This window comes from Okeania sp. (genome assembly GCF_983059655.1).
In genome coordinates, this window is the sequence record NZ_CEZPJD010000452.1 from 1 (window position 1) to 6294 (window position 6294).

The 6294-nt window shown below is 32.8% G+C and carries 4 protein-coding genes; 3 read left to right on the forward strand and 1 reads right to left on the reverse strand.

Annotated elements, in window-relative coordinates; all coding sequences use genetic code 11:
• Window positions 1-187: 187 nt before the first annotated feature.
• Both argS and AC3DU7_RS21635 read left to right on the forward strand, forming a co-directional pair.
• Window positions 188-1945, forward strand: a complete 1758-nt coding sequence (gene argS / locus AC3DU7_RS21630; protein ID WP_488041372.1) for an arginine--tRNA ligase — start codon at window positions 188-190, stop codon at window positions 1943-1945.
• 1418 nt (window positions 1946-3363) lie between these two features.
• Complete coding sequence (locus AC3DU7_RS21635; RefSeq protein ID WP_488041369.1) at window positions 3364-3846, forward strand: response regulator; 483 nt, start codon at window positions 3364-3366, stop codon at window positions 3844-3846.
• A gap of 750 nt (window positions 3847-4596) precedes the next feature.
• Here AC3DU7_RS21635 and AC3DU7_RS21640 read toward each other — a convergent pair.
• A complete protein-coding gene (locus AC3DU7_RS21640; RefSeq protein ID WP_488041370.1) occupies window positions 4597-5502 on the reverse strand; it encodes a glutaminase in 906 nt (301 codons plus the stop codon).
• A 245-nt stretch (window positions 5503-5747) separates the two neighbouring features.
• On the opposite strand from AC3DU7_RS21640, the gene AC3DU7_RS21645 reads away from it, so the two are divergent.
• Window positions 5748-6294: SDR family oxidoreductase (locus tag AC3DU7_RS21645; RefSeq protein WP_488041371.1), on the forward strand; the 547-nt coding region annotated here is incomplete at its 3' end.

The window sequence follows — 6294 nt, forward strand, 5'->3', positions numbered from 1 at the left end:
TTGTATGTAACATCCTTACGAAATAGAAAATAAAAAAAACAACTGTACCTCAGTAACTTGAGAAGCGCTGTATGTAAATTATGTTCCTTACCTACTCAAATATTTAGGGAAAGTTTATCAGGTATCAGTGCTTTTTTTCATAGCAAAAAGTTATTATCTATAGAAATTTAAAATCTTAAACGTAATGATTAATTCTAGTCTTGAACAACTCAAAAGTAAATTTGACAAAGCTATAGTTGCTGCTTTTGGTCAAGATTTAGCCAATACAGATCCAATGGTCGTTCCAGCTAGTAATCCCAAATTTGGAGATTATCAATGTAATGTAGCAATGTCTTTAGCTAAGAAATTAAAGAATAAACCAAGGGCGATCGCTACTCAAATTATTGAAAAGCTCGATATTAAAGATATATGTAAACCTCCAGAAATTGCTGGACCAGGCTTTATAAATATTACCCTCAAACCAGAATATATAGAAGTTCATTTACAACAGATTATTGAGGATGAACGACTTAATATTTACCCTACAAAAAATCCGCAGCGAGTTGTACTTGACTTTTCTAGTCCTAATATTGCGAAAGAAATGCACGTTGGACATTTACGTTCAACAATTATAGGAGATTCTTTGGCAAGAGTCCTAGAATTTCAGGGACATGATGTACTCAGATTAAATCATGTGGGAGACTGGGGTACTCAGTTTGGAATGTTAATTACTTATTTACGCGAAGCTTTTCCGGAAGCTTTAAAAACTGCTGATGTTTTAGATATAGGAGATTTAGTTGCTTTTTATCGACAGGCAAAAAAAAGGTTTGATGAAGATGAAATTTTTAAGGAAAAATCTAGAGAAGAAGTAGTAAATTTGCAAGCTGGTGCGGAGGATAGTCGTTATGCTTGGCAACTTTTATGTAATCAATCTCGCAGAGAATTTAAAGTCATTTATGACTTACTTGATATTGAGTTAAATGAGCGGGGAGAATCTTTTTATAATTCTATGTTGTCTGGGGTTGTGGAAGAGTTAAATAAGTTAAGTTTATTGGAAGAGAATGATGGTGCTCAATGTGTATTTTTGGAAGGATTTACTAATAAGGAAGGCGAGCGTTTACCGTTAATTGTACAAAAATCTGATGGTGGTTATAATTATGCAACTACTGATTTAGCTGCTTTATGTCATCGGATTGAAAAAGAGGGTGCAAAGCGATTAATTTACGTTACGGATGCTGGTCAAGCTAATCATTTTTCTCAAGTTTGGCAAGTGGCAAAACGTGCTAGTTGGATTCCAGAAAATGTGGATGTTGTTCATGTTTCTTTTGGTTTGGTATTAGGAGAAGATGGGAAAAAGTTAAAGACTCGTTCTGGGGAAACTGTGAGGTTAAAAGATTTATTAGATGAGGCTATAAATCGGGCGCGGAATGATTTGGAAAAGAGACTGAAAGAGGAGAATCGTTCGGAGAGTGATGAGTTTATTGAAAATATAGCTAAAGTTGTGGGTTTGAGTGCGGTTAAGTATGCAGATTTGAGTCAAAATCGGAATAGTAATTATGTGTTTAGTTTCGATAAAATGTTAGCTTTGAATGGAAATACTGCTCCTTATTTATTGTATGCTTATGTGCGAGTTAAAGGAATTGCTCGGAAGGGAGAAATTGATTTTGAAAAGTTAAGAGAGGATGGCAAAATTATCTTGAAAGATGAGCAAGAATTGGTGTTAGGAAAACATCTATTACTGTTGAGTGAAGTGTTAGATATAGTAGCTATTGAATTATTACCTAATCGTCTTTGTGAATACTTATATGAATTGAGTGGAAAGTTTAATCAATTTTTTGAGAATTGCCCAGTTTTAACTTCAGAAGAACCTTTGCGTACTTCTAGATTATTATTATGTGACTTGACAGCTAGAACTTTAAAGTTAGGATTATCTTTGCTCGGAATTTCTGTTTTAGAAAGAATGTAATTTATATAGCAGGAAACACTTGACTGGAAATAGTTGGAGAAACATTTTCTAGTCTAAGATTCATCATTCGCATAAGTCCTAAACCATTGTTTCTTAGTTATAGAATTTATACAGTAGGAGAGTTAACGGAATCATAACGAATTGATAAATGTTTGCTACAAATACTCATGTTTTTTCTAGTTGTAGTAGACTGAGACATCTAAAACTGTGCATTAGCTTTTAACTTGAAAATTCTTACTTTTGACTTTTGAATTGAATCTAATGCACCATTTAAGGTGTGTCAGTCCAGTAGGGGCGAATAGTCATTTGCTAATGCAAAGCTGTTGCTTTATATATTGCAGAGCAAAACGCCCCTAAAGGAATTATATGGACCAAGATGGCAAATTAATGTAAGTATTCAGCCGTCAGCTATTAGCTATCAGCTATTAATTTTGGGTCTGTTTAAAAGTAACCTTTGAGATTGAACAAGAATAAAAAGTTACTGCCGAAGTCCCTGGACAAAACCTAAGAAGTAATCATTCATTACTAATTGCTGTTAACGTAGTTCCTCCGGAGGAGGCTAGCTGACTTCTGATAGCTGAATGTTTACAAATTAATTCTTCATTTTATGGCTGACTTCTATTGACATCCTCTCCCGTTAAATCAAAGATTATAATGGGAGATTCCCAAACTTCATGATTTAGGGTTACTGCTTGAGTGGAATTTAATCTAAATTGAAAACAACCCCTGACAGTACACCTACAAACTCAATACTGAAATTTTCACCTCAATTTAATTGTTTTATTTATTCCTAAAACTTGAGAATTTGACGTATTTAACAAAGAGTATTCTTGATTTTAAGTTTAATTAGATATTTTATCCGGATTTACACGCCACAAAAGCTGAAACAATTTTCAAATCTCATGCCAATTCTGTTTTAGTCAGCTGAATATTCAAAACAGTCAAAGTAAAAAGTGGTGTATAGGATTTGAGGAAATTAAGATAATTACCCTTTTTGGGAATTGCTGTAAAATTCTACTAATTGCTTAAGTATTGAAGCTAGGCTGAAGTATCACATAATTGGTATAAATACTCTAAATTTTCATCCCAATACTTAATTTTTTCTAGCTATTTAACTTCGAGTTATAAAACTTCATCGTAACTTCATAAATTTCGGTAAAACTTCTGATATTCTAATAATAATGTGTATTATAGTTATAGGCATATACGATTGTATGCTCTACCAAAAAATTCTGAAACTAGGTTAGTAAGACTAACATCTTCATTAGTTAAAAATTTCATTGTTAACTGAATCGATTGATTTAACCTGCAATTGAGAACACAGTCAGGAGTGCGACCATTAAATTACCCAATTCACAGGTGCTAAATCTACACTTCAATTAAGTTCGGTAACTATACACTAGCTTCACTATTTAATAATGATCAAAAAAACAGTCTTAATAGTAGATGACTGCGAGATTGTCAGAAAACTATGTTCGCAGGTTCTGACCAAGATGGGATTGAGTATTATACTGGCAAGTAATGGTTTAGAAGCACTAGAAAAAATTCAACTACAACATCCTGATTTAGTACTTTTAGATATTATTATGCCAAAAATGAATGGCTATTCAGTTTGTCGTAAAATTAAATCAGAACCTAAAATTATGAATATACCTGTTGTTTTTTTCTCTAGTAAAAACGAAGAAGTTGATGCGTATTGGGCTATGAAGCAAGGTGCTAATGGTTATGTCAGTAAACCTATAAGAAGATCTGAGTTAATAGCAATAATGGCAAGGTTTAATATTATTGCAAATGCCAAGCACAAATATAGTGACCAGTTTATTTATAAGCAGGGTTGTGTGAGAATTTTCTCCCCAGAAATAGAATATAAGTCGAATTGTTATGAATTTTGTACCATTTAATTTGCCGATAAATTTCTCAAAAGATTAATGGTTAATTAATGAAGCAAAGATTACTTCAGCATTTATATTGAAAATCTAAACAGAGAATTAAATGCTTGAGGGAGCCAAGAAATAAAGGAAGATAATTAGAGAGTTTTGATTGTTGAAAAATTTACAGTAGGGAGCGAATAAAAATGAAATTTGAAAGCCTAAACACACTTTTCTATTTTTTGGAATAGGGGAGTAGAGGGTAGCTAATTAGGGCTTGCTGAAAAAGTCTTTTTGAAGGAGTAGGGGAGTAGGGGAGAATTTTTTTGCCCAACTATGCGCTAAAAGTGCGCTCCTTTTTGAGTATGAAGAGCTGAAAACCATGTACTTTTTCAATACATAAAAAGGCTCAAACCTTTATCTGGCAATTATAGCAATGTGTGCTGGCTTGCTTTACAAATTTCAGGAACTGTCCAATAGCTAAAAGTTTTATATAATAAGCTTTTTATCCCCCCTACTGCCAAATGAGCTGCGCACAGCGCTATATTTGATATTTATTCATCAAACCCTAATTAGGACTTTCTGATTAAATCTAAAATCATTGACACTAATAGACATCTCCAATAATAAAAAATAAAATTAATTATCGTACAGAAATCATTAATTATTTCCCCCTACTCTCTACTCCCTTTTTTCTGGTGATGTCTAATTTAAAAAAAGAATGCTACAAAAAAGTAGGTCATAAATTCATGTTTTTATTTACTAAAAATTGATGACACTTTTTTAGCAAAAGACACTTAATTGTAAATTTTGAGAAATTAGTTCTAAAATAAATAAACCTGCTACAGAATTTCCTTGCTTGTCTAGAGGAGGGCTATAGCAAACAATTACTCCCGTACTAGGAACTACTCCTAAAACAATTCCACTTACACTAGACTTAATTGGAATTCCTATTTTTACGGCATAACTACTTGATGCTTCATACAAACCACAAGTAGTCATTAGTGCTTTAACTGTACAACAGTGTTTTTTCCACTCAGAATTAGGATATTTTACTAACAACATCCCTAGATTAGCCAAATCAAAGATTGTGCCAGATAAACAACAGATTTGATTATAAGTATCTAGAGCAATTTTTGAGTCTGAAATATAACCAGCTTCTACCAATTTTTGAGCTATAGCTTGATTATTTTGATTAGGAAAAGACCTAACAGAAGCTAATATATTTGTATCTAAAAATAATTGACATTTTCCATACTCATTGAGCCAAGAACAAAAATTTTCACAGCGCTCTTGAGAAGTATTTCCTGGTAGTAACGATGATAAAGCGATCGCTCCACTATTAATCATTGGATTTCTTGGCCATCCACTATCAATTTCCAGTTGTTCTAAAGAATTGAAAGGCTTTTCTGAAGGTTTTATTCCCACTCTTTTAAATACAAAATCACTGCCAAATTCACATAATAAATAAAATAACAAAAAAGGTTTAATTGCACTCATTAGAGGCAACTTTATGTCTACATAACCTAATGAAATAATCTGATTTTCAATATCTTGTAAAACTATGGAAAAATTATTAGGGTTAGCTTCAGCAAGTGAAGGAATATAAGTAGGTAAAGTTCCTAGTTTTGTTTGAGTTAATGCTGTTTCTATCCAGACTGATAATTGTTGTTTGTCAATAGCTAACATTATAAAATTATGATGTGGTTTTATTAGTTTTTTATTTATGAGTTTAATACCCCACCGTCTATACGGTATCTACAATTGATTTTGCTTTGTAGACAGGAAGTAGCAGGTAGTTAAATATCCCCATCCACTTTTATCCTTCTCTGTTAGATAACTCAAGCCTTCTTCCTTCTTCCTTCTTCCTTCTTTAACGTGATTTAGAACAAAATTTAATTATAATAAGAGCTAAATAAAAATATATATACTCGATGAAAAAGATAATTGTTATTACAGGAGTCAGCCGTGGTTTAGGTAGAGCTATGACGGATGAATTTATTAGATTAGGTCATACTATTATTGGTTGTGCTCGCTCTGCATCTGCTGTTGAAAAATTAACTACTCAATATGGTAATCCACATCAGTTTACCAGTGTGAATATAGCAGATGAAAAATCTGTGCGAGAATGGGCAGCTAAAACATTAGGTAATTATTCACCGCCAGACTTATTAATAAATAATGCCGCCATAATTAATCAACCTGGGTATATTTGGGAAGTTGATAGTGAGGAATTTTCTCAATTAATTGATATTAATATTAAGGGTGTAGCAAATGTGATGCGTCATTTTCTGCCCTTGATGATTTCTAGAAGGAGCGGAATAATTGTTAATTTTAGTTCTGGTTGGGGACGTTCCACTTCTTCGCAAATGGGGCCTTATTGTGCTTCAAAGTGGGCAATAGAGGGTTTGACTCGTACTTTAGCCCAAGAATTACCGTCAGGAATGGCCGCTATTCCTCTCAACCCTGGAGTTATTCATA

Bases quoted from the DNA above. Each gene is read 5' to 3' on its own strand.
- AC3DU7_RS21640 (WP_488041370.1), bottom strand. From the start codon at position 5,502: ATGTTAGCTATTGACAAACAACAATTATCAGTCTGGATAGAAACAGCA.
- AC3DU7_RS21635 (WP_488041369.1), top strand. From the start codon at position 3,364: ATGATCAAAAAAACAGTCTTAATAGTAGATGACTGCGAGATTGTCAGA.